The following is a 21,675-nucleotide window of genomic DNA, read 5'->3' as shown; positions in this document are numbered from 1 at the left end:
GGCCCTGGATGCAGGTGTTTTCGCGGGTCGATCCGCCTGAACACGCGCATCCATCGCGGCCTCTTCCTTGCATTCTGCAAGAGATCACCCCGCAGCGTTCGCTGCATCGGTGCGGTATCCTTCCGGGCCATGCGCGTTCGTTCCGCACCTGCGAGCTTCGCGTTCTCCTCGTTCTCCGCGACGTTCGCGCTGGTCCTCCTGAACGCCCTCACCGTGGGTTGTGCGTCCACGCAAGCCACGACGGTGCGCACCGCGCCGGGGGCCGCGCGCTCCGGGCCTGTGATCGAGGTCGCGCCGGTGGTCGTGTCGCCCTACTCCGAGGAGGACTTTGCTGCGCAGTTCGCGCGGGCGCGCGCTTTTCTGGAGGGAGGGAAGCCCCGCGAGGCGGCTGCGCTCTTCGAGCGGCTCGCCCACCTCGCCACGGTGACCTCGGCGCCTGCGCTGCCGGCGATCGCGCCGCCGTGCCTGCTCAACGCCGGGATTGCCCACGAGGAGCTCGGCGATCAGGTGACGGCCGCCGAGCGCTACCGGGCCCTGCTCCAGGAGCACCCGGAGAGCGAGCACGCGCGCAGTGCCCTGCTCCGCCTCGCGCGCGCGGCCGCCTACCTGGAGCGCTGGTCCGAGGTGATCGGCGTGGCCGAGCGCTTGCTCGCCCGGACCGATCTCGCGCTCCTGGAGGTGGTGGAGGCCCGCGGGGCACGCGCGCTCGGGCTCGTGGAGCTGGATCGCGTCGACGAGGCCGCGGGTGAGGTGGCGCGGGCGCGGGACATCATCGAGGAGCACCGCTTCGGCGAGGCCGGCAAGCCTCCCCTGGAGCTGGCGCAGGTGAGCTTCGCCCTCGGTGAGGTGCGGCGGCGGCGCAGCGAGGCAATCCGGTTCCAGCCCCTGCCGGCAGACTTCGCGGAGGCGCTGGAGAGGCGCTGTCAGGGGCTGCTCGACGCGCAGAGTGCGTACACGGAGGCGATGCGCAGCCTCGACGCGCGATGGAGCGCCATGGCCGGCTACCGGGTGGGGCAGCTCTACCGCGATCTCCACCGCGATCTGATGCAGGTGACCCCGCCCGTTTCCGCAGCGTCTGCCGAGAAGAAGCAGCTCTTCGAGGGCGCGATGCGTCTGCGTTACCGGGTGCTGCTGGAGAAGGGGAAGAAGATGATGGAGGGCATCGTGGGCATGGCCGCGCGCACCGGCGAGGGCTCGGCCTGGGTGGGCCGGGCCCGGGAGGCGCAGCAGGAGATCGCGCAAGCCCTCGCGGAGGAGCAGGCGGCGCTCGCGAGGCTGCCGTACTCCGAGGCGGAGCTGACGGCAGCCCTGGCGGCGCTCAAGAGGCCTTGAAGAGCTGACGGGGGTCGGGGGAGGGGGGCCAGGGGAGGAGGGGAGGTCAGTCGACGTCGGGCGCGCAGCCGAAGAGGACGTGCAGCTCGTTGGCCGTGGAGGCGCGGATGGCGCTGCAGGAGGCCGGGCAGAGGCTGATCTCGGTGGGGGGCGGGGTGGAGGTGATGGGCTTGTCGAAGTGCCACCCCGAGCCGCTGCCGCACTGGGCCGAGCCGCTCTTGCGGGGGAGCTCGATCGTGTCGCCGTCGGCGTTGGTGTAGTTCACCGCCACCTTGGCGAGGTCGAGTTCCTCGCCCATGGGAGGAGGCGGGATGGGGAACGTGCAGTCCATCGCGTTGGCGCGGATCTGCTTCATCTTCTGGGAGAACTGGGTGATGTCGCCGGTCACGTCGTAGGCCGCCACGGTGCCGCCTGCCTGCGCGATCTGGCTGAGGTTCGCCACGTCCGAGCCCGACATGGCGATGACGTAGGTCTGCACGCCGTTGTAGCTCAGTGCCTGGCTCGCGAGCCCCGCGATGGCCGCGGTGGTGTCCTGCGTGCTGCAGCCGTTCGGCGCGCCGTCGCTGGCGAACACCACGACCACCTTGTGGTCCGGGTTCGCGTCCTGCTGCGCCGTCGCCTTGAAGAGCACGCCCCGCAGCGCGCCGTAGGTCGGGGTGTTGACCCCGTCCGGGTTCTCGTCGTCGAGCGAGGTGTTGAGGACGGGCGTGTTCAGCGGGAGGGCCGCGATGGGTACGGTCAGGTCGTCGTAGATCGTGTAGTCGCAGGAGCCATTGTTCTGGGGGTAGTACTGCAGCCCGACGTTGATCCCGTCCGACTCCGGGTCGCTGAAGAAGGTCTGCAGAGCCGCGACGGCGCCGTTCCACCGCGCGCCGGTCATGCTGCTCGACTTGTCGAGGAGCACGATCATGTCGAGGGGCACGATCTGGGCTGCGGCGCTGGTCGATGCGCACGCGGCGTCCGGATCCAGGTTCGATCCACCCTGCCCGCTCCCGCCAGTGCCGATGACGAGCCCGCCGCCCTCGCCGCCGCTGCCGCTCGTCGGCCCTGTCCCTCCGCCTCCGCCCGAGCCAGGTCCTGTGCTGCTCGACGTGGGTGCATTGGCGCTCGTGTCACCGTCACCACCCCCTGCTGCCGAGCAGCCCCAGGGCGCGAGGAAACCAGCGGTCGCAAACAGCGGGACCAGAAATACAAGCTTGCGGAAGCTCATTCAGCGCTCCTCTGAGGTCACAAGGATCGTGGTGATGGCGCGGTGGACCCACCGCCCGAGCGCGCGAAACGCAGCGCGCTCGGGCGCGTCCTGTCACAGGCGGGACGCGTCCCAGCACCTGCGACGCATGTTACGATCATCCTTCTTCCGAAGCGACGACAAGTACGACCCGATTCGGCTATTCTTTCACTCCGGCGGCAACGCCGTACCCGCGTCGGCCGGGGGGGTAAACGCAGCGCGGCCCGTCCGCCGCGGCTTCCTCGGGGGTGATGACGGGCGAACTTCCTGGGGGCCGGACGACATGACCCGTTGTGTTCCTTGGGCGCTGGTGGCGATCGGTCTGGCCTTGCCGGGGTGTTCGAAGGCCGTCGAGGGTGGAATCGAGGGAGGGACGACGGCGGGGGCCAGCGCCGGGGAGCCTGGCGGTACTGGCGGCTCGGGGGTCGGGGGCGGCGTGGGTGGCGCAGGTGGCGGGGCAGGTGGAGGCAGTGGGCCGGACCTCCCCTGCGGGGTCGACTGCTCCGCCATCACGGCGCCGCCCTGCTTCAAGGCGGTGTGCGACGTCGCCCAGAAGATCTGCACCACGGTCACCACACCTGACGGTGAGCCCTGCGACGATGGTCAGTTCTGCACCACCGGCGAGACCTGCAACGCAGGCGCGTGTGGCGCCGGGGAGCTCACCACCTGCGGGATCGAACCCGCCACCTGCGAGCAGGTGGTCTGCGACGAGGACACGGAGACCTGCGGCCTCGCTCTGCAGGACGACGGCTCCGCGTGCGTGTCCGAGGACCTCTGCGAGGTCAACGCTACCTGCACTGCGGGGGTCTGCGCGGGCGCGCCCAGGAACTGCTCGTTCTTCCCTCTGCCGGACTCCTGCAAGGTCGCCGCCTGCAACCCGGCGACGGGGGACTGCGAGGGCTTCCCCGGCAACGAGGGGGCCGCGTGCTCCGACTCGGGTGACCTCTGCAGGACCGGCAAGACCTGCCAGGCCGGCTTCTGCGCGGGAGGCACCGCGAAGGACTGCAGTCACCTGAGCGTCGGCTGCGCCAACGGGTACTGCGATCCGGGCACCGGCACCTGCGCGACGCACACCGTCCTGCCCGGTGACGCTTGCGAGCAGGGGATCGGCGCGTGCTCGGTGGGGGTGTGCACCGCGAGCGGTCTGTGCGCGCCTGCTCCGCAGGACGACGGCATGGGGTGCGATGACGGCGACCCCTGCACCGTCGGCGAGACCTGCCTCGCCGGCGCCTGCCAGGGCGGCGATACGAGCGCCTATTCCGTCTACTTCTCCGAGACCTTCGCCAGCAACGCCGCGGGGTGGACCTTCGTCCCTGGCGTGAAGACCGATGGCTCCTCCCACCAGCTCTGGGCCATCGGGGCGGCGGCTGCTTCGACAGGCCACACCACGGGCAACCCCGATCCGGCGCTCGATTTCACCAGCACGGACGACAATGGGGTCGCGGGCGTGGTCCTCGGCGGCAACATCGTCAAGGTCATCCACTCCACGAACTACATCGAGAGCCCGCCCATCAACACCAGCGTCCCGGGGCCGGTGTGGCTCGAGTACCGCCGCTGGCTCAACAGCGACTACGCGTCGAGCTCCACCCAGTACATGGTCAACTACGTCGAGGTGTGGAACGGCCTGGCGTGGACCGTGATCTGGCAGAGCGGCGCGTCGCCAGGCATCAAGGACGCGGCCTGGACCCGCATGTCCCACGAGGTCACCGCCTACAAGAGCCCGGCCATGAAGGTCCGCTTCGGGTTCCGGATCGGCTCCGTCAGCGTCGCCAACGTGTCTGGCTGGAACCTCGACGAGGTGATCGTCGCGAGCAACGTCTGCAACTGAAGGGCTGAGGGAAGGCCGAGCGTCGTCGCTGCGGGCGGCCGGGCCTTGCTCGACTCAAGGCTGGCGCTTGCGCTTGCTGTGCTTGCGCAGCCGGGGCTCCGGAGGAGGTCCGGCCGGCATGCGGAGGATGTGGAACCTGCCCCCGCCGCGCGAGAGGGGGTCGCTGAGCTGCTTCACCCGCTCCCGGGCCCGTTCCATCTGGCGCGACTGCGCCCTGACCACCGGCGACGGTGGCTGCGGGGTCGTCACCCGGTGGTACGTCCCGTCGGCAGACAGCTCCCACGACTTCACGTTGTCCGACATCACGAGGTCGAGGACCTCTCCAGCCCGGGCCCGCAGCTCCGGATCCATGATCGGCGTCAGCACCTCCACCCGGCGGTGGAAGTTGCGCGGCATCCAGTCGGCGCTGGAGAAGTAGATCTCGTCCTCGCCGTTGTTCGCGAACCGGAACAGCCGCTTGTGCTCCAGGAAGCGGTCGATGATCGCCCTCACCCGGATCTTGTCGGAGAGGCCGGGGATCCCCGGTCTCAGGCAGCAGATGCCCCGCACCCCGAGGTGGATCTCCACGCCCGCCTGTGAGGCGGCGTAGAGCGCGTCGATCACGTCCACGTCCACGAGTGCGTTCATCTGCGCCACGATCTGCCCCTTGCGGCCCGCGCGCGCGTGCTGCGCCTCCCGGGCGATGAGGCCCAGGATCGCCTCGTGCAGCCCGAGCGGGGCCACCACCAGCCGGTTCCAGCGGGGCGGGGCGCTGTATCCCGTGAGCAGGTTGAAGAGGCTGGTCACGTCCTCGCCGATCTCGGGGTTCGCTGTGAGCAGCGCGAGGTCGGTGTAGTGGCGGCTGGTCTGGGGGGTTGTAGTTGCCGGTGCTGAGGTGCACGTAGCGGCGCAGCTTGTCCTTCTCCCGCCGCACCACGAGCAGGGCCTTCGCGTGGGTCTTCAGCCCGAGCAGGCCGTAGATCACCTGCACGCCGCTCTGCTCCAGCATCCTCGCCCACTGGATGTTGCTCGCCTCGTCGAAGCGCGCCTTCAGTTCGACGATCGCCGTCACCTGCTTGCCGTTCTCCGCGGCGCGCGCGAGCGCCTTCAGGATCGGCGAGTCACCGCCCGTCCTGTACAGCGTCTGCTTGATCGCCAGTACGTTGGGGTCGTCGGCCGCGCGCGACACCAGCTCCATCACGGGGTCGAACGAGTCGTACGGGTGGTTGAGGAGCACGTCCTTCTCGCGGATCACCGCGAAGATGTCGTCGGGGTCCCGGAGCGCGGGCGGCACCTGGGGGGTGAACGGCTCGTCGCGCAGCTCACGGCGTTCGTCGTCCGCGACCATGGTCATCAGGTCGGCGAGGTAGAGCGGGCCGTTGACGCGGTACACGTCGGAGCGCTGGTCGATCTTCAGCGCCCGGCAGAGGCGGGCGACGCTGGTCTCCACGCCCTCGCCCATGCCGATCTCGACGCGTACGGCGTTGCCGCGGTCGCGGCGCCGGAGCTCTGCCTGGATGGTGGCGAGCAGGTCCTCCCCCTCCTCCTCGTCGATCTCCAGGTCCCAGTTCCTCGTGACGCGGAACGGGTAGGTGCCCCGGATCTTCGCCGACGGGAAGAGCTGCTTCACGTGCCGGGCGATCACGTCCTCCAGCAGCACGAAGGTGCGCCCCTGACCCTCGACCGGCACCCGGATCAGCCGGCTCAGCATCGCCGGCACCTGGATCACCGCGAAGCCCGGCTCCTGCCCCTCGTGCTCCCGCGCGAACATGATCCCGAGGTTGATCATCTTGTTCCGCAGGTGCGGGAACGGGTGCCCCGGGTCCACCGCGAGGGGCGTCAGCACCGGGAAGATGTCGGTCCAGAAGCGCTCGTCGAGCGCGGTCTGCGCCGAGGGCTCCAGGTCCTCGGGCTTCATCAGCACGATCCCCGCCTTCTTCAGCGCCGGGAGGAGGTCCTCGTTCCACAGGCGGTACGCCGCGTCGAAGAGGGCGTGGGCCCTGGTGCTGATCGCCGCGAGCTGCTCGTTCGGGGTGAGGCCGTCGGGGGGGATCTCGGTGATCGTTCGCAGCGTCTGCGCCTGGAGGCCCGCCACGCGCACCATGAAGAACTCGTCGATGTTCGAGAAGAAGATCCCGAGGAACTTCAACCGTTCGAAGAGGGGGGCGTCCGAGCCGGCCTCGGCGAGCACCCGGCCGTTGAACTCGAGCCAGGACAGCTCGCGGTTCAGGTAATGCGCCGGGTCGTCCTCGATGGGTACCAGGGGATGGGCCGCGCCAGCGACATCGTCCGTGGCGGGGATCAGGGGGGTCTCGGAGGGGGCAGGTGTCGAATCGGCCATCGTCAGCGTTCGACTTTAGCGCAGGTCTGGTAGGGTCCACCCATGGAGCTCCGGACAGACCCGGAAGAATTCCGCAGGGCGTGCGAAGAAGCCCGCGCGGGAGGCGCGCGCGTCGGGCTCGTCCCCACCATGGGCGCCCTCCATGAGGGGCACCTCACCCTCATCGGGGAGGCCAGGAAACGGGCGCCGTTCGTGGCGGTGACGCTGTTCGTCAACCCCACCCAGTTCGCCCCCGGCGAGGACTTCGCGCGCTACCCGCGCACGCTGGAGCGCGACAGCGCCGCCTGCGAGGCCGCCGGTGCGTCGGTGCTCTTTGCGCCCGAGGTCTCGACCATGTACCCGCCCGGCGAGGAGACCCGGGTGCACCCGGGCGCCACCGCGGCGCCTCTCTGCGGCGCCCATCGCCCGGGTCACTTCGAGGGCGTGGCCACCGTCGTCACCAAGCTGTTCGCCCTCGCCGGCCCCTGCGTCGCCGTCTTTGGCCGCAAGGACTACCAGCAGCTCATGGTGATCCGCCGCCTGGTCCGAGACCTGTTGCTGCCGGTGGAGGTGGTCGGCATCCCCACGGTGCGCGAGTCCGATGGGCTCGCCCTGTCCTCCCGCAACACCTACCTCTCGCCCGAGGACCGGCGCCGCGCTGCCGAGATCCCCCATGCCCTCGCCGAGGCCGCGCGTGCCTTCGAGGCTGGCGAGCGCCGCGCGGGCACCCTCGTCGCCAGGGTCCGCGCCCGCCTCGCGCGCATCAGCGACCGCATCGATTACATCGATGTCGCCGAGCCGGAGTCGCTCCGCGTCCTCGGCGCCGAAGAGCACGCCGGGGAGCGAGCCCTGCTCGCCCTGGCCCTGCGGGTCGGGACCACCCGGCTCATCGACAACCTCGTCCTCGGAGAAGACAGCGCGCCGCGCGTCGGCGATGCTTCTCCTGGGCCCGCATCCGCATCCGCATCCGCGGAAGCTCGAAGAGTGTAAGGGAAGCGCAGACGACATGATGGGCAGACGGGACTCCAGCGCCCCCTCGGTGCGGGTGGCGGGACAGGCGCCGAACGGCAAGTTCATCGTCATCGAGGGCATCGATGGCTCCGGGACGACCACCCAGGCCGAGCGCTACGCCGCGCACCTGCGCGCGCGCCGTCGCCTCGTCCACGTCACGCGCGAGCCGAGCGGCGGGCCGCTCGGCGCCCAGATCCGCCAGGTGCTCACCCAGCGGCTCAGCCTCCCTTCGGTGAACCAGTCCCAGATCATGGCGCTCCTCTTCGCGGCCGACCGCCTCGATCACGTGGCGGCCGAGATCACGCCGCTGCTCGAAGACGGTTACGTGGTCATCTCCGATCGCTACGATCTGTCGAGCCTCGCCTACCAGGTCACCGCCGCGGCCCAGGAGGAGCCCGAGCACCTCGTCGGCCCCCTCTCCTCGGGCACCATGCTCCGCTGGATCCGGGAGCTGAACCGCTATGCCCTCCGCCCGCACCTCACCCTGGTGCTCGACGTCGATCCCGAGATCGCCGCCCAGCGCCGGCGGGGCCGCGGTGGCGCGCGCGAGCTGTACGATGACGCGGAGCTGCAGGTGCGGCTCGCCGGCGCCTACCGCAGGGCCGAGGAGCTCCTCCCCGGCGACCGCGTGGTGCACGTGAACGGCGACGGCGAGATGGAGGAGATCTCGCAGGCCATCGCCGCCGTCCTGAACCCGGTGGTAGGCATTTGAGGCCAGAGCGGAGCGCGGCGTGAGAGAGCATCTCGAGAGCCTCCTGCTCGTCATCGCGGTCGGCGCCACGGTCGCCATCGGCGCGAAGCGCATCGGCGTGCCCTACAACGTCGCCCTCGTCGTCGTCGGCCTGCTGCTCGTGGTCCTCAACGTGCTCCCCAGCACGTCGATGGATCCGGAGCTGATCCTCATCGCGTTCCTGCCGGTCCTGGTCTTCGAGGGCGCGCTCTTCGCCGACGCCGACGGCCTCCGCGCCGCCAGCCGCCCCATTCTGGCCCTCGCCGTACCCGGAGTGGCGATCTCCCTCCTCGGCACCGCGGCCGTCGCGACATACGCGCTCGACCTGCCCTTCACGGTCGCCCTCCTTCTCGGCGCCCTGCTCTCCATCACCGACACCGTGAGCGTGCTCCTCGCCTTCAGGAGCGTCCGCGTCCCGCACCGCCTCGCTGCCATCATGGAGGGCGAGAGCCTCTTCAACGACGGCACCGCCCTCGTGCTGGTCTCCCTCACCTCCCGCGCCATCGTCACGAGCGCCTTCTCCACCTCGGAGACTGCCAAGGCGCTCGGCATGGCCATGCTCGGCGGTGTCGGCCTCGGCGTCCTCTTCGGCATCATGGGCGCCGCCGTCCTCCGGCGCGCCCCCGATCACCTCACCGCCATCCTCGCCTCCACGGTCCTCGTCTTCGCGACCTCGCTCATCGCGGAGCGCGTCCACGCCTCGCCGGTCATCGCCGTGGTCGTCGCCGGCGTCATCGTCGGCCGCGCCGCGCGCGACGCCCTGGAGCCCTCGCGCGTCCTCGCCCTCCAGGGCTTCTGGGAGACCAGCGGCTTCGCGCTCAACGTGCTGATCTTCTTGCTCGTCGGTCTGCAGATCCAGGCCTCGATGCTCATCGAGGAGGCGACCTCCATCGCCCTCGCCCTGGTGGCGCTCCACGTCGGCCGTGCCATCGCCGTCTACGGCTGCTTCGCGATCATGCGCGCCGTCTCGCGCGAGCGCGTCCCCATGCGCTGGCAGCACGTGATGGTCATCGGCAACATCAAGGGCGCCCTGAGCATGGCGGCGGTGCTCTCCCTCCCGGCCACCGTCCCCTTCCGAGAGCGCCTCATCACCATCGTCTTCGGCGTCACCTTCGTCACCCTGATGACCCAGGCCTTGCCGTTCGAGCGCCTGCTGCTCCTCCTCAAGGTGGCCTTCCGCGGGGCCCCTGGCGCCGAGGGCCTCAACCACGCCAAGGCCACCCTCATCGCCGCCCGCCGCGGTCAGGCCGAGCTCGACGAGCTCCTCGCCGCCGGCCTCGTGTCCCGCAAGGAGCACGCGGAGCGCCGCGCTGCCTTCCAGGTCCGCGTCATCAAGGCCGAGGAGGCTCTCCGGGGACCCGAGGGCGAGGCCGCGCGCGACCACGTGGTCGACCTGTCCCTCCTCAACGCCCAGAAAGCGGCCCTCGTCGATGCCGCGCGCCGCGGCCTCATCGACAACGAGACCGCGAGCGCCCAGGTGAACGACATCGATCGCACCCTGATGGAGATGATGCACCATGCCCCCGACCCCCACGAACAATGACGTTGTGCGCCCGAGGATCTGACACATGCGCATCGTGATCGTAGGCGCTGGCCGCGCCGGGCTCAGCGTCGCCATTCACCTCCGCGCGGGAGGCCACGACGTCACCGTGGTCGACCGCGATACCGCGCTGACTGCCCGCGCCTTCGAGCAGCACGGCCTCGTCGCCCTCGTCGGCGATGCCACCGACGCCCTGCTCCTCAAGGAGGCCGAGGTCGCGCGCGCCGACGTCGTCGCCGCCATGCTCCGCCGCGACGCCGACAACCTCGCGGTCGCCCTCCTCTCCCAGGCCGCTGGCGCCCGCCGCGTCATGGTGCGCATGCGCGATCCCGAGTACCGCAGCGTCTACGAGCGCGCCAAGGTCGACCGCATCTTCTCCGAGATGGATGTCTTCATCGGCGCCATCGGCACCGCCATCGAGCACACCGCCGTGCGCAACGCGCTCCTGCTCGGCAAGGGCCTCTCCGTGGCCTTCGAGCTGGAGGTGCCCTCCGAGTCCGCAGTCGTGGGCCGTCCGGTCAGCGCCATCGCTGCCGACCCTGGCTTCCCGGGCTCCTGCGTCTTCGCGGCCATGCACCTTCCCGACGGCACGATCGAGGCCCCCCGCGGCTCCTCGGTGGTGCAGGCCGGCATGCTGGTCCTCCTCGTCGCCTCCCGCCACGAGCTGGGCACGGTGATCGAGTTTTTCCTCCGGAAAGCTTAGCGAGCGTCCTGCTCGAAGGCCTTTTCGAGCTCCTCGCCGTACTGCTTCGACGAGGCGATGAGCGCCTTCTCGTCGTCGCGCAGCTTGTACACGGATCGCACGTAGGCCTCGTCGTGCTCGGCGAACCGCCGCGCGGCTTCCTTGGCGTCCGTGGTCGGCAGCCCCAGCTCCTCCAGCACCACCCGCCCGGCGTCCAGGCTGGCGGCGAAGGTCTCCCGGATGACTGTCGGGATCTCCAGGGCCAGGAGCGCGTAGGCGTGCTGCCGGTTCCGGGCCCGGGCAATGATGCGCAGGTGAGGGAAGTGGTGCCTCACCACCTTCGCCGTGCGCACCGACGCCTCGACGTCGTCGATGGCCAGCACGAACACCTCGGCCCGCTCTGCCCCCGCGGCCCGCAGCAGATCCACGCGTGATGCATCGCCGTAGTGGATCTTGCTCCCGAACTTTCGCAGGAAGTCCACGTGGGTCGGGCTCACGTCGAGCGCCGTGAACCCGATCCGCTTCACCCGCAGGAGGCGGCTCACAATCTGCCCGAAGCGCCCGAACCCCGCGATGATCACCCGCGACCCGTTCTCCTGGATGGCGTCGAACTCCCGCGCCTCGCCGGGAGCGGCGCGGCTGAACGCCCGATCGCGCAGCAGGAACAGGAGCGGCGTCACGCCCATCGACAGCGTCACCACCATGACCAGGAGCTCCACCAGCTCCGCGCCTACCACTCCCGCTTCGCGCCCCGCCCCGAAGATCACGAACCCGAACTCACCCCCCTGCGACAGCGCCACTCCCAGGCTGAGCGCCGACTTCCCAGGCAGCCGCGTCACCTTCCCCAGCGCGAACAGCACCCCGAGCTTCACCCCCACCAGCGCGAGCGCGAGCCCCACCACCACCGCTGGCCTGTCGAGCAGCACCCGCAGGTTCGCCGACATCCCCACCGCCATGAAGAACAGCCCCAGCAAGAGCCCCTTGAACGGCTCGATGTTCGCTTCCAGCTCGTGCCGGTACTCGGAGTCCGCCAGCAGCACCCCCGCGAGGAACGCGCCGAGGGCCATCGACAGCCCCACCGAGTGCATCACCACCGCCGTCCCCAGGACCACCAGCAGCGCCGACGCCACCGACAGCTCGTGGCTCCGCGCTGCCATCACGAACTTGAAGATCGGTCGCAGGAGGAGCCTCCCTGCGACCACCAGCGCCAGGATCACCCCGAGCACCACCGGAACTCGCGTGAACCCGCTCCCCCCGCTCGCCCCCGTGGTCCCGAGCAGCGGCACCAGCGCCAGCACCGGGATCGCGGCCAGATCCTGGAACAGCAGGATCCCGAACGCCGAGCGCCCGTGGGGCGACCCCATCTCGTTCTTCTCGCCGAGCACCTGAAGCGCGAACGCCGTGGAGGACATGGCGAGCCCTACCCCGGCCACGAGCGCCCCCCTCCACCCGAGCCCCAGGGCGGCTGCCGCGGCTGCCACGATGCCAGCCGTGACAGCGACCTGCGCCCCTCCCGTCCCGAAGACCGACGCGCGCATCCGCCACAGCCGCGCCGGCTCCAGCTCGAGCCCTACCAGGAACAGGAGCAGCACCACCCCCAGCTCCGCGAAGTGGAGTGTCTGCTCCACCTCCCCCACGAACCCGAACCCCGAGGGACCGATCACCACCCCAGCGGCCAGATACCCGAGCACCGATCCGAGACCGAGCCGGGTGAAGATCGGCACCGCGATGACGGCGGCCGCGAGGAAGATGGCAGAGGTGTTCAGCATGGAGCGGGGTCGCAGAGAGTCGCGGAGCCCGGAGGGGAGGGCAAGCGCGCTTCACCCGCGTCCACCGAAGGCAGGTGAGGCTCATTGCTTGTGCGTTGCGGGGAAGGGGGCCCGGCCGTCACCCTGGCGGTGTCGCGCGGCGAGGTGCAGCGCGCTGTACCCGAACACCGCGACACCGAAGGCCCGTCGTCGTGTGAGCAGCCATGGTGGCCGCTGCGACGTCGTGCGCGAGGACGGATCAGGGCCAGGTGACACAGGGAGTTCTTACACCCGCCATGGAGCGGCGGTCGAGGCGGTGCTGCGACGCCTACACATCACGGACGCTGTGCTGGAGCACGGCGGCGATGACGTGGGCAGGATCGATGGGCTTCACCAGGTACAGCACGAAGCCGGCTTCGAGGGCCCTGGCACTCGCCAGGGTGTCTGCGTAAGCGGAGAGCGCGATGAAGGGGAGGGTGAAGCTCCGCCGACGGGCCTCGCCGACGAGCCAGATGCCGTCCTGACCAGGGAGGCCGATGTCGCTGACGACGACGTGGAACGGGTGCTCACCGAGGGCATCGAGGGCGGCAGTGGCGTCACCTGCCGTGCGCACCATCGCGCCCTGCTCCTCCACCACCATGGCGAGCAGCTCGCAGCTATCGGCGTCGTCCTCCACGATGAGCACGGCAAGACCCGTCAGCGGGCTCGTCGGGGAAGCGGAAGATGGTCCAGTCGGTTCATCCTGCGCGCGCTGGGACATACCTTGTCCTTAGCACTCGCTCCGGTCGTTGCGATACAGGGTGCGGTTGTTACGTTCTCTTCTTGCAGCGTCGCGATCATGCGCTGCAGATGGAGGGCGCCTTGGAACGAATCGTCGCCTTGCTCCAGACCATGCTCCTCGGCGAGACCGTGACGGTGAACGGTGTCTCCGTGCGCAGGACCACCTTGCTCGGGTTCGAGGTGCCCGGTGGACGTGGGTTGCTCGACATGAGGGAGGCTGCGCGAAAGATCGCAGGCCTCGCGAAGACGCGCGCGGTGCGGGTCGCGATCTGCAGTCGCTGCGGCGGAGATGGGCTGGGGCGGCGTGACAGGGGCGCCTGCGGGCTCTGTCACGGCCCTGGGATCCAGGTCACGGAGCCGCTGCTCGGCTGGCGCGAGGCGAGGCCAGCAGACATCACCGCAGCGACCACGCAGGCGTACGTGGCGCTCGCCGAGGCACGGCATCCAAGGGCGCGGGCGAGCCTCACGGCGCTGCTGCGCATGCTCGAGCCGGGAGCGCTCCAGGACTCCGCTTGAGGTGGGTGCGCGGCGCGGCGCGCTTCAGGGAGCGGCGCGGGGGCGCTAGGGAATGCGGCCCGAGAGGCGGGCCACGACGGCGATGAGTTCGGCAGGATCGATGGGCTTCGGGGCGTGGAGATCGAAGCCTTCGAGCAGGGCGCGCGTGCGGTCCTGGGCGCGGGCGTGGGCCGTGAGCGCCACGGCAGGTGTGCGTCCACCCTGCTCGGGTGGGAGGGTCCTGAGCTGACGGATCAGGGCGTAGCCGTCGCGGCCGGGCATCGCGATGTCGGAGATGAGCACGTCGGGGTGGTCCTGCGCGATGCGCTCGAGGGCGACGGCGGCGTTGGCGGCGGCGGTGACCTGCGCGCCTGCCTGTTCCAGCGCCGCGCTGAGGAGATCGAGCGCGTCCGGGGAGTCGTCCACGACGAGGACGCGCACGCCCGTGAGCCGCACTGAAGGGGCATCGGCGGTGGTCGAGTTCGTCATGTCGTCGATGACGGCGGGCGCCGTGCGGCGCGGGGAGCGTGACACGGGGAGGCGGACGCGGAAGGTCGCGCCCTGCCCTTCGCCGTCGCTCTCGGCGACGAGCGTCCCGCCGTGCAGCTCGACGAGGTGCCGGGAGATGGCGAGGCCCAGGCCGAGGCCGTTGATGGGGCGGCCGCTCGGGCCATCGGACTGGCGGAAGTGTTCGAAGACGTGGGGCAGGAGGTCCTCGCGGATGCCCTGCCCGGTGTCGCTGACCATCAGGTCGACCCAGTCGCCGTGCTGCACGAGGCTCACCTGGACGCGGCCACCTTCCGGCGTGAACTTCACCGCGTTCGAGGCGAGGTTCCACACGACCTGCTGCAGGCGGCCCGCGTCACCGAGGACCGCACCGAGGCTGGGCTCGACGGCGAGCTCGATGGCGAGGTTCTTCGCCGCGGCGGGCGCGCGCACGGCCTCGATGGCGCCCTCGACCACGAGCGGGAGGTCCACGGCAGCCGTCTCGATCTGGAGCTTGCCGCTGGCGATGCGGGCGATGTCGAGCAGGTCCTCGATGAGCTGCGCCTGCGAGCGGGCATTGCGCTCGACGATCTCCAGGGCACGGTTCTCCTTGTCGGGCGTCATGGTCGTGGTGCGCAGGACCCGTGTCCAGCCGAGGATCGCGGTGAGCGGGGTGCGCAGCTCATGGGAGACGAGCGCCAGGAACTCGTCCTTGAGTCGGCTTCCCTCCTCCGCGCGCGCCCGCTCGCGCTGCGCCGCCGTGAACAGGCGCGCCCGGTCGATGGCGATGGCAGCGCGCTCTGCCAGGTCCTGCGCGAGGTGCAGGTCGTCGGAGCCATAGCCGCGTGAGGCGCCGATCCTGCCGAGTTCAATGGCCCCGATCAGGTGGCGTTGCACGCGGAGGGGCACGGTGAGCACGGTGCTGGCGTCGAGCGTCTGCAAGCGCGCGATGCGCCCGCCGTCTTCGGCCCCTGCTTCGGAGATGTGCGTCAGGATCTCGGGCTCACCGGTGCGGATCGTGGATGCATAGCCAGAAGCCTTGGGCGTGAGCGCGCCCGCCGAAGCCTCGCCGAGCGCAGGGTAGCGGGCGTCGAGTTCTTCGAGCCTCTCCTTGCCGTTCGCGATCGCGTGCGCGGCGGCGATGAGTTCAGGGCGGCCCGTCTCGTTGAGGAGGTGAACGACGCAGAAGTCAGCGAGTTCGGGGACGAGGAGGCGCGCGAGTGCGCGCGCTGCTGCGCCGACGTCACTTGGTGCCCAGAGATCCGCGCTGGCGCGGCCGAGGAGTGACAGGATGCGTGGGCTCGACAGCCTGCGCGACGGCTCCGGTGCGTCCGGGTCATGCCGCGACTCTGCCGAGAACGAGGCAAAGAGGCCCTCGTCGGCTTCATGCGCAGCGTGGAGCGTTCTGACCCGACCGACGTCGACGAGCGCACACCCGATGCCGATGATCTCACTGCCGTTGCGGATGGGCAGAAAGCTCGCGAGGCAACAGCGCTGCTGTCCCGAGCCCGGCGGTGACTCTCCCCGCACATCCGCATCGAGCACCGGCTCTCCGGTCTCCATGACTTGCCGGATGTGCAGGGCCATGGCGGGCCAAAGCCCAGGGGCCACCTCGGCCAAAGTTCGCCCGATGTGCTCCGGGGGAGGACACCCGTGCAGCTCCGCAAGGAGATCGTTCACCGCGACGAAGCGGTGCTGGCAATCCAGGAACGCAAGTCCGACAGGGGCGTTCTTGAACACGAGATCGAAGGGCCAGCCCTGGTCCGCGCTGGAGCCGAGCGCACGGGCCATCGCGCTCGACTTCGCGGAGAACTCTTGCGTGTGCATCTCGCCGTGGACGGTGGACGCGTGGGGGAGCGTTCGCCGCACTGCCTGCAGTGTTCCACGATGTTTACTCCCCAACCATCAGGGAGAGCCGGGCCCAGGCTTGGGGGCGCGCCTGCGGGCCTCGTGGAGGACCCCCCGGTCGGGTGGATCCGGGATCGGAACGAGGAACCCGAGCCCTCCTCAAGGGAGCTCAGAATGCAAAGCGCGCCGATGCCGAGCCGAGCCCGAGGGTGACGGTAGGGCCCGGGGCGTGCTCACGGCTGGTCTTCTCGGGTTCCTTCGTCGCGGTCGCCACGACGCGCTTGCCACCGATGATCCAGAGCGGGATGCCAGCGCCCATGGCCGCGATGCTGACGCCGAGGGTGACCCATCCTGCTGCCACGAGCCCGACATCGTCTTCGTCGCGGCAAGCGTAGAGCACCGAGCCCCCACCAGGGCTACAGTAGATCGTGTAGCGGGAGGTCCCGAAGGACATCAGCAGGGCGCTCGCCACCGACGCAGCAGCGCCGGTGAAGGTGAGCGCGATTCCGCTCACCATCATCGTGGTGTCGTTTCGACGCAGCGGCGGGAGCGTCGGTTGCGCCGGCGTGGGGCTTTGGTGCTGGTAGGGCGGGGGGTAGTACCCGTACGGATACGGGTAACCGCCGTAGGGGTACGGTGGGGGATAGGGCTGGTAGCCCGGGGGCGCGGTCTGCGCGCCGGGGCCAGGAGGTGGCAGCGGTGCGTTCGCTCCGGGAGGTGGCAGCGGTGCACCTGCGCCGGGAGGTGCCATCTGTGCACCAGTGCCTGGTGCTCCCCCGGGAGGCATGGATCCAGGCGCGGTGCCCTGCGCCGAGGGCGCTGACGTCGCCGAGGGTGCAGTCGCCCCTGGAGGCGTCGAGGTAGGGGGCACGGGCAAAGCAGGCCCCGCAGGTGTGGGCTGCGCGAGCGTCGAGGTCGACAGCGCAGAGATGCCCATTGCGAGCGCCACCATCGACCCGAGACGCACGTGCTGGCGCACGCGCGTGCTGGGGGACGGAACCACGGAGCAGGAGCGCAAGCAGATCATCCGGTTCCTCTTCGGTTCAGTAGATGTCCTGGGACTCGGCAGGGGGCTTCGGCGTCGTCGGTGCAGGCTTGCGCGGCGCCGGGGGAACCGCGGTTGGCGAGGGTGTGGCGGTGATGGCGGGCTTGGCCGCAGTGGCAGTCCTCGCGGGCGCTGCCGCCGTCGCATCCGCGGGTGGCGCTGGCGTCGCGGTGGCTGCGGGGGGGACCGTCGGAGGAACTGCGGCTGAAGTCGAGGGCGATGCGGAGAGGCCCGTGGTGGCGGCAGCTTGCGCGCCTTCCGCTGGCGCGTTCCCCGGCGATGCTGTCGCAGGTTCTCGCGGTGGCGCTGCGCCTGACGCTTCGCCGGGAGTGGCGCCAGAAAGTGCAGCGGTCGACGGGGGCGCGGTCGGCGCCTCACGCGTAGGATCGCTCTCTGGAGAAGCGGTCGCTGGTATCGAAGGATCCGGCGTGGCCTGCTCCGTGGTGCTCTGGGTCCTGGAGCGCGCCAGCACGGTGATGAGGCCAGCGACGACGATGAGTCCCCCGAACACCAGGAACGCGCGGTTGCTGCGGGTAGCGATCGTGGTGCTTCCGGCGCTCGGCTCGGGCTCAGCGGGGACGGGACGCGTCCCGGAGGCGCGCACCGAACGGGCCGGACGCGCTGCCGCCGGCGCGGCCCGCGGAGGCTTGGCAGCGACGCTGTCGGGTGATGGCGGGGGCGCGATCGAAGGAGACCCCACGGAAGTGCTGCGTGGCGCTTCCACGGAAGACGGCGCCGTCGTGGCGGTCGACGCTGCGGACGCGGAACGGGCAGGGCCCGAGGCGGACGCGCGCGCTCGCTCTGGAGCCCCGCGGCGCGAGCCCTTCGGGCGGGAAGTGATGGGAGGCTGCGAAGGGGCGGGCTCGCCACCCCGAGATGCTGCCGTGGGGTTGCTCTTCGCGGGTGCGGTTGGGGGACTCTTCAACAGCGGCGTCGCGCCCGGGCGGGACGTGGTCGCCGGCGGAAGACTGCCGAGGCGCGCACGCTCGGCGCGCTGCCGAACTTCCTTGCGCTCGGCGCGGGTGGGCTTCTTACTCACGGGGCGACGGTATCGAACGCCGGAGGAGGCGCCAAGAGCCGCCGAATCGGGGCCTCTGGTGCGAGAGCGGCTCCGATCCGCGAGGGTCTAGCATACCCCTGCTTGACTCCATCCTCTGCCTGGGTATTCTCCGCGTCCCCGCTTCTACCCGGCGGACATTCACGCACTATGCCGACCATCAGCCAGCTCGTTCGAATGGGCCGCGAGGCCACTGCATACAAGACGGCGTCGCCAGCCCTCAAGTCGTGCCCCCAGCGGCGCGGCGTCTGCGTTCGCGTCTACACCACCACTCCGAAGAAGCCCAACTCGGCCCTCCGCAAGGTGTGCCGCGTCCGGCTCACCAATCAGATGGAGGTGACGAGCTACATCCCGGGTGAAGGGCATAACCTGCAGGAGCACTCCGTGGTGCTCATTCGCGGGGGCCGCGTGAAGGACCTTCCGGGTGTGCGTTACCACGTGGTTCGCGGCACCCTCGACGCCTCGGGCGCCGCAGGCCCGAGCTCGACCAACAAGGCGACCCGCAACCGCAAGCGCTCGAAGTACGGCGTGAAGCGGCCGAAGCGCTGATCCGGAGCTAGCAGAGGAATCCCATGCCCCGTCGTCGTGAAGTCCCGAAGCGGAAGATCATTCCGGACCCCAAGCACAAGGACAAGCTCGTCGCCAAGTTCACCAATTCCCTGATGTACTCGGGGAAGAAGTCGACGGCGGAGGGCATCCTTTACGGTGCCTTCGACATCGTCCGCGAGCGCTTCAAGGAAGAGCCCATCGATATCTTCCGCAAGGCGCTCGACAACGTGAAGCCCAAGCTGGAAGTGAAGAGCCGGCGCGTCGGCGGCGCGACCTACCAGGTCCCCGTCGAGGTTCGCCCGGAGCGGCGCGTGGCTCTTGCCATGCGCTGGCTGGTGAACTACTCGCGTGGCCGTGGTGAGAAGACGATGCGTGAGCGCCTCGCGGCCGAGCTGGTCGACGCCGCTCAGAACCGTGGCAACGCGGTGAAGAAGCGCGACGACACGCACAAGATGGCCGAAGCGAACAAGGCGTTCGCTCACTACCGCTGGTAACGGCGGCCGTCCGAAAGCCCTCAGGCACCTCTCCAGAGCCACACATCCCCGAAACCCACCCCGAAGCCCACAGGCTAGGAGTCGCGTAGAGAGAATGGCACAGGCCACATAAGGATCGGGTTACGAGCAGGCCCCGGGTTCAACGGCATCCGCAACGCGGATCGAACCTCTGCAGGGCGACAATCTGCCGCCGTACCCCGACACCCTCTCCAGGATCATGTGCCCGCCAATCGGAGGTGGGCCGGGCTGGAGAGGGTGTTTTGCATCCTGGCCTCGCAACATCGCTCACGCGCCAGAACCCGGAGGACACAGTGGCCCGCGATTACAGCCTGGAGAAGACGCGCAACATCGGGATCATGGCCCACATCGATGCGGGCAAGACCACGGTCACCGAGCGCATCCTCTACTACACGGGCGTGAACTACAAACTGGGCGAGGTCCACGAGGGTGCCGCCACGATGGACTGGATGGTCCAGGAGCAGGAGCGGGGGATCACCATCACCTCCGCCGCGACCAACTGCTTCTGGACGCCCGGCACTGGCCCCCACAAGGGGGTCTCGCACCGCATCAACATCATCGACACCCCCGGACACGTGGACTTCACCATCGAGGTGGAGCGCAGCTTGCGGGTGCTCGACGGCGCGGTCGCGGTGTTCGATGGCGGTAACGGCGTCGAGCCCCAGAGCGAGACGGTCTGGCGCCAGGCCGACAAGTACGGCGTCCCGCGGATGGCGTTCATCAACAAGATGGACAAGGTCGGCGCGGACTTCGACATGTGTGTCGACTCCATCAAGGAGCGCCTCGGGGCAAACCCGGTCCCCCTTCAGTATCCGGTGGGCGCAGAAGACTCGTTCGTCGGCGTCGTCGACCTCATCAGCATGCAGGCAGCGATCTACGACGAGCAGACGAAGGGCAAGGATTTCACCTGGGAGCAGATCCCGGCCGACATCCTCCCCCGCTGCCGCGCGCTCCGCGAAAAGCTGCTCGAGGCGTGCGCGGATGCCAGCGAGCAGGTGATGGAGAAGTTCATCGCCGGTGACCTCGACGCGATCTCCGAGGAGGAGATCCACAGCGCCATCCGGGCGGGGACGCTCTCCTTCAAGCTGGTGCCGGTGCTCTGTGGCTCCGCGTTCCGGAACAAGGGCGTCCAGCAGCTCCTCGACGCCGTGACCAACTACCTGCCGTCGCCGCTCGACATCCCGCCGGTGCACGGGACGCTTCCGGACAAGAAGGACAAGACGGTCACGCGCAAGGCGAGCGACGAGGAGCCGTTCGCGGCACTCGCCTTCAAGGTGATGAACGATCAGTTCGGCACGCTCACCTTCTTCCGGGTCTACTCCGGCACCACGAAGAGCGGCGCGAGCGTGATGAACTCCACGCGCGGGCGCCGTGAGCGCTTCGGCCGCATCCTCCGGATGCACGCCAACAAGCGCGAGGAGATCGACGTCTGCTACGCGGGAAACATCTACGCCGCCGTCGGACTTCGTGACACCTACACGGGTGACACCCTCTGCGACGACAAGCACCAGATCGTGCTGGAGCGCATGGAGTTCCCCGATCCGGTGATCTCGATCGCGATCGAGCCCAAGACCAAGGCCGATCTCGACAAGCTCTCGCTCAGCCTGCAGAAGCTGATGAACGAGGACCCCTCGTTCCGTACGTACACGAACGAGGAGACGGCGCAGACCATCATCGCCGGGATGGGCGAGCTGCACCTGGAGATCATCGTCGACCGCCTGAAGCGTGAGTTCAAGGTGGATGCCAACGTGGGCCGCCCCCAGGTCGCCTACCGCGAGAGCGTGGTGGGGAGTGCCAAGAAGGTGGAGGGGCGCTTCGTCCGGCAGAGCGGCGGTCATGGCCAGTACGGTCACGTGGTGATCGACCTGGAGCCCGCCGAGCGCGGCGCGGGGTTCGTGTTCGTCAACGACCTCGTGGGCGGCGTGATCCCCAAGGAGTTCGTCCCCTCGATCGAGAAGGGCGTGCGCGACGCCATGGGGCGTGGCGTCCTCGCCGGCTACCCGGTCGTGGACGTGAAGGTGCGGGTCTTCGACGGCAGCTTCCACGAGGTCGACTCCTCGGGTCCTGCCTTCGAGGTCGCGGCGTCGCTGGCCTTCCAGGAGGCCTGCAAGATCGCAAAGATACAGCTCCTCGAACCGATGATGGCCGTCGAGGTCGTCGTTCCCGAGAACCACCTCGGTGACGTCATCGGCGACCTCCAGTCACGCCGCGGCAAGGTCCTGGACATCGGTCAGCGCGGTTCGGCGCGCGTGATCAAGAGCGAGGTTCCCCTCGCGGCGATGTTCGGCTACGCGACGGACGTTCGTTCAAAGACGCAGGGTCGAGCGACCCACACGATGCAGTTTTCTCATTACGCACCGGTTCCGACGGCGATCCAAGACGAGATCGTCTCAAAGCAGCGAGGTTAGAGAGGCGCCATGGCCAAGGAGAAGTTCAGTCGTACGAAGCCCCACGTCAACGTGGGCACCATCGGTCACATCGACCACGGCAAGACCACCCTGACGG

At 69.5% G+C, this 21,675-nt stretch carries 17 protein-coding genes and 1 pseudogene; 11 read left to right on the top strand and 7 right to left on the bottom strand.

The genetic code is table 11. The features are described from left to right. The first annotated feature begins 129 nt into the window (after positions 1-129). Positions 130-1,332, top strand: coding sequence for a tetratricopeptide repeat protein (locus CAP_RS36810; RefSeq protein ID WP_231511915.1), 1,203 nt, complete (start codon positions 130-132; stop codon positions 1,330-1,332). A 46-nt stretch (positions 1,333-1,378) separates the two neighbouring features. Here CAP_RS36810 and CAP_RS36805 read toward each other — a convergent pair whose 3' ends face one another. Beyond that, on the bottom strand, positions 1,379-2,542 hold the full coding sequence (locus CAP_RS36805) for a vWA domain-containing protein (RefSeq protein WP_044249634.1): 1,164 nt from the start codon (positions 2,540-2,542) through the stop codon (positions 1,379-1,381). Positions 2,543-2,870: 328 nt separating this feature from the next. Between CAP_RS36805 and CAP_RS36800 the strand changes: the two genes are divergently transcribed. Further along, complete coding sequence (locus tag CAP_RS36800; RefSeq protein ID WP_044249633.1) at positions 2,871-4,388, top strand: hypothetical protein; 1,518 nt, start codon at positions 2,871-2,873, stop codon at positions 4,386-4,388. A 54-nt stretch (positions 4,389-4,442) separates the two neighbouring features. Here CAP_RS36800 and CAP_RS54470 read toward each other — a convergent pair whose 3' ends face one another. Both CAP_RS54470 and ppk1 read right to left on the bottom strand, forming a co-directional pair. Beyond that, positions 4,443-5,174 (bottom strand): polyphosphate kinase, encoded by a 732-nt coding sequence (locus tag CAP_RS54470; RefSeq protein WP_231511919.1) that lies wholly within the window; start codon positions 5,172-5,174, stop codon positions 4,443-4,445. Between the two features lie 124 nt (positions 5,175-5,298). Then, a pseudogene (gene ppk1 / locus CAP_RS36795) lies at positions 5,299-6,708 on the bottom strand (polyphosphate kinase 1); the annotation flags it as partial. A gap of 42 nt (positions 6,709-6,750) precedes the next feature. On the opposite strand from ppk1, the gene panC reads away from it, so the two are divergent. Genes panC through CAP_RS55375 form a run of 4 tightly spaced genes read left to right on the top strand, consistent with a single transcriptional unit; the run spans position 6,751 to position 10,671 of the window. After that, entirely contained in the window at positions 6,751-7,677 is a 927-nt protein-coding gene (gene panC, locus CAP_RS36790; RefSeq protein WP_044249632.1) for a pantoate--beta-alanine ligase, read from the top strand. 16 nt (positions 7,678-7,693) lie between these two features. Next, positions 7,694-8,410, top strand: coding sequence for a dTMP kinase (gene tmk / locus CAP_RS36785; protein ID WP_044249631.1), 717 nt, complete (start codon positions 7,694-7,696; stop codon positions 8,408-8,410). 19 nt (positions 8,411-8,429) lie between these two features. Beyond that, positions 8,430-9,971 carry a cation:proton antiporter gene (locus CAP_RS36780; RefSeq protein WP_044249630.1) on the top strand — a complete coding sequence of 514 codons (1,542 nt, stop codon included), beginning with the start codon at positions 8,430-8,432 and terminating at the stop codon, positions 9,969-9,971. Between the two features lie 25 nt (positions 9,972-9,996). Further along, entirely contained in the window at positions 9,997-10,671 is a 675-nt protein-coding gene (locus CAP_RS55375; RefSeq protein ID WP_044249629.1) for a potassium channel family protein, read from the top strand. Here the strand turns inward: CAP_RS55375 and CAP_RS36770 are convergent. Both CAP_RS36770 and CAP_RS36765 read right to left on the bottom strand, forming a co-directional pair. Further along, positions 10,668-12,419: a monovalent cation:proton antiporter-2 (CPA2) family protein gene (locus CAP_RS36770; RefSeq protein ID WP_044249628.1), complete on the bottom strand. Its 1,752-nt coding sequence runs from the start codon at positions 12,417-12,419 to the stop codon at positions 10,668-10,670. The genes CAP_RS55375 and CAP_RS36770 overlap by 4 nt on opposite strands. 307 nt (positions 12,420-12,726) lie before the next feature. Then, on the bottom strand, positions 12,727-13,083 hold the full coding sequence (locus CAP_RS36765) for a response regulator (protein ID WP_052376639.1): 357 nt from the start codon (positions 13,081-13,083) through the stop codon (positions 12,727-12,729). A gap of 176 nt (positions 13,084-13,259) precedes the next feature. Here CAP_RS36765 and CAP_RS36760 point away from each other — a divergent pair, with 176 nt between their 5' ends. Beyond that, the gene (locus tag CAP_RS36760; RefSeq protein WP_156041479.1) at positions 13,260-13,694 is read left to right on the top strand and encodes a hypothetical protein; all 435 of its coding nucleotides are present in this window, start codon (positions 13,260-13,262) and stop codon (positions 13,692-13,694) included. Between the two features lie 45 nt (positions 13,695-13,739). On the opposite strand, the gene CAP_RS46375 is transcribed toward CAP_RS36760, so the two are convergent. Further along, on the bottom strand, positions 13,740-15,986 hold the full coding sequence (locus tag CAP_RS46375; protein WP_156041478.1) for an ATP-binding protein: 2,247 nt from the start codon (positions 15,984-15,986) through the stop codon (positions 13,740-13,742). A gap of 190 nt (positions 15,987-16,176) precedes the next feature. Beyond that, positions 16,177-16,758 (bottom strand): hypothetical protein, encoded by a 582-nt coding sequence (locus CAP_RS51400; protein WP_156041477.1) that lies wholly within the window; start codon positions 16,756-16,758, stop codon positions 16,177-16,179. 1,501 nt (positions 16,759-18,259) lie between these two features. Between CAP_RS51400 and rpsL the strand changes: the two genes are divergently transcribed. The 4 genes from rpsL to CAP_RS49235 all read left to right on the top strand — a co-directional run. Continuing rightward, entirely contained in the window at positions 18,260-18,658 is a 399-nt protein-coding gene (gene rpsL, locus CAP_RS36745) for a 30S ribosomal protein S12 (protein ID WP_044249624.1), read from the top strand. A 23-nt stretch (positions 18,659-18,681) separates the two neighbouring features. Continuing rightward, entirely contained in the window at positions 18,682-19,152 is a 471-nt protein-coding gene (gene rpsG / locus CAP_RS36740; protein ID WP_044249623.1) for a 30S ribosomal protein S7, read from the top strand. A gap of 311 nt (positions 19,153-19,463) precedes the next feature. After that, on the top strand, positions 19,464-21,578 hold the full coding sequence (gene fusA / locus CAP_RS36735; RefSeq protein WP_044249622.1) for an elongation factor G: 2,115 nt from the start codon (positions 19,464-19,466) through the stop codon (positions 21,576-21,578). Positions 21,579-21,587: 9 nt separating this feature from the next. After that, positions 21,588-21,675 (top strand): GTP-binding protein (locus CAP_RS49235; protein ID WP_044249621.1); only part of this gene is annotated, 88 nt, incomplete at its 3' end.

The sequence above is a fragment of the Chondromyces apiculatus DSM 436 genome (genome assembly GCF_000601485.1).
Taxonomy (GTDB): domain Bacteria; phylum Myxococcota_A; class Polyangia; order Polyangiales; family Polyangiaceae; genus Chondromyces; species Chondromyces apiculatus.
Note: the sequence above shows the minus strand (reverse complement) of the source record. Positions and strands in the feature narration are given on the sequence as shown.

What these genes read in the sequence shown, in the direction of transcription:
- CAP_RS36810 (WP_231511915.1), top strand. Translation starts at nt 130, where the DNA reads ATGCGCGTTCGTTCCGCACCTGCGAGCTTCGCGTTCTCCTCGTTCTCC.
- CAP_RS36805 (WP_044249634.1), bottom strand. Translation starts at nt 2,542, where the DNA reads ATGAGCTTCCGCAAGCTTGTATTTCTGGTCCCGCTGTTTGCGACCGCT.
- panC (WP_044249632.1), top strand. Translation starts at nt 6,751, where the DNA reads ATGGAGCTCCGGACAGACCCGGAAGAATTCCGCAGGGCGTGCGAAGAA.
- tmk (WP_044249631.1), top strand. Translation starts at nt 7,694, where the DNA reads ATGATGGGCAGACGGGACTCCAGCGCCCCCTCGGTGCGGGTGGCGGGA.
- CAP_RS55375 (WP_044249629.1), top strand. Translation starts at nt 9,997, where the DNA reads ATGCGCATCGTGATCGTAGGCGCTGGCCGCGCCGGGCTCAGCGTCGCC.
- CAP_RS36770 (WP_044249628.1), bottom strand. Translation starts at nt 12,419, where the DNA reads ATGCTGAACACCTCTGCCATCTTCCTCGCGGCCGCCGTCATCGCGGTG.
- CAP_RS46375 (WP_156041478.1), bottom strand. Translation starts at nt 15,986, where the DNA reads ATGCACACGCAAGAGTTCTCCGCGAAGTCGAGCGCGATGGCCCGTGCG.
- CAP_RS51400 (WP_156041477.1), bottom strand. Translation starts at nt 16,758, where the DNA reads ATGGCACCTCCCGGCGCAGGTGCACCGCTGCCACCTCCCGGAGCGAAC.
- rpsL (WP_044249624.1), top strand. Translation starts at nt 18,260, where the DNA reads ATGCCGACCATCAGCCAGCTCGTTCGAATGGGCCGCGAGGCCACTGCA.
- rpsG (WP_044249623.1), top strand. Translation starts at nt 18,682, where the DNA reads ATGCCCCGTCGTCGTGAAGTCCCGAAGCGGAAGATCATTCCGGACCCC.